The organism is Streptomyces doebereineriae (genome assembly GCF_031845645.1).
In the GTDB taxonomy this organism is placed as follows: Bacteria; Actinomycetota; Actinomycetes; order Streptomycetales; family Streptomycetaceae; genus Streptomyces; species Streptomyces canus.
In genome coordinates, this window is record NZ_JAVREZ010000182.1 from 1 (window position 1) to 475 (window position 475).

General features: G+C 69.7%; 1 protein-coding gene. It reads right to left on the reverse strand.

Going from position 1 to position 475, the window contains the following annotated elements:
• Positions 1-104: 104 nt before the first annotated feature.
• The coding region (locus RNB18_RS51350) for a substrate-binding domain-containing protein (RefSeq protein ID WP_311720974.1) at positions 105-475 on the reverse strand (371 nt) is incomplete at its 5' end.

Here is a 475-nt window from a genome sequence, read left to right on the forward strand (position 1 = left end):
CCTGTGCTGTCACGTCCGTTTCACCCATAGGCAGAGAGTCTTCCATAGAGATTCCCCTGCCCTCGATCATCCTCCGGTCGGGTTCCGGTCGCACATTCTGCGTCTCAAGGATGAGTGTGCGACCCTGAGGCCGTTCCGGGGCCGGAGGCCGTCGTCCCGCGGACCACCAGCTCGGGCATGAAGACGAACTCGCTGTGGGGTGCCGGGGTTCCGCCGATCTCCTCCAGCAGCGTGCGCACCGCGGCCTGGCCCATCGCCGTCACCGGCTGCCGGATGGTGGTCAGCGGCGGGTCGGTGAACGCTATGAGGGGCGAGTCGTCGTAGCCCACCACGGAGAGGTCCCGGGGGACTTCCCTGGAGAGCCTGCGGGCCGCCCGGATCGCCCCGAGCGCCATCATGTCGCTCGCGCAGACGACCGCCGTGCAGCCGCGCTCCATCAGGGCGGAGGCGGCGGCCTGGCCGCCCTCCAGCGTGT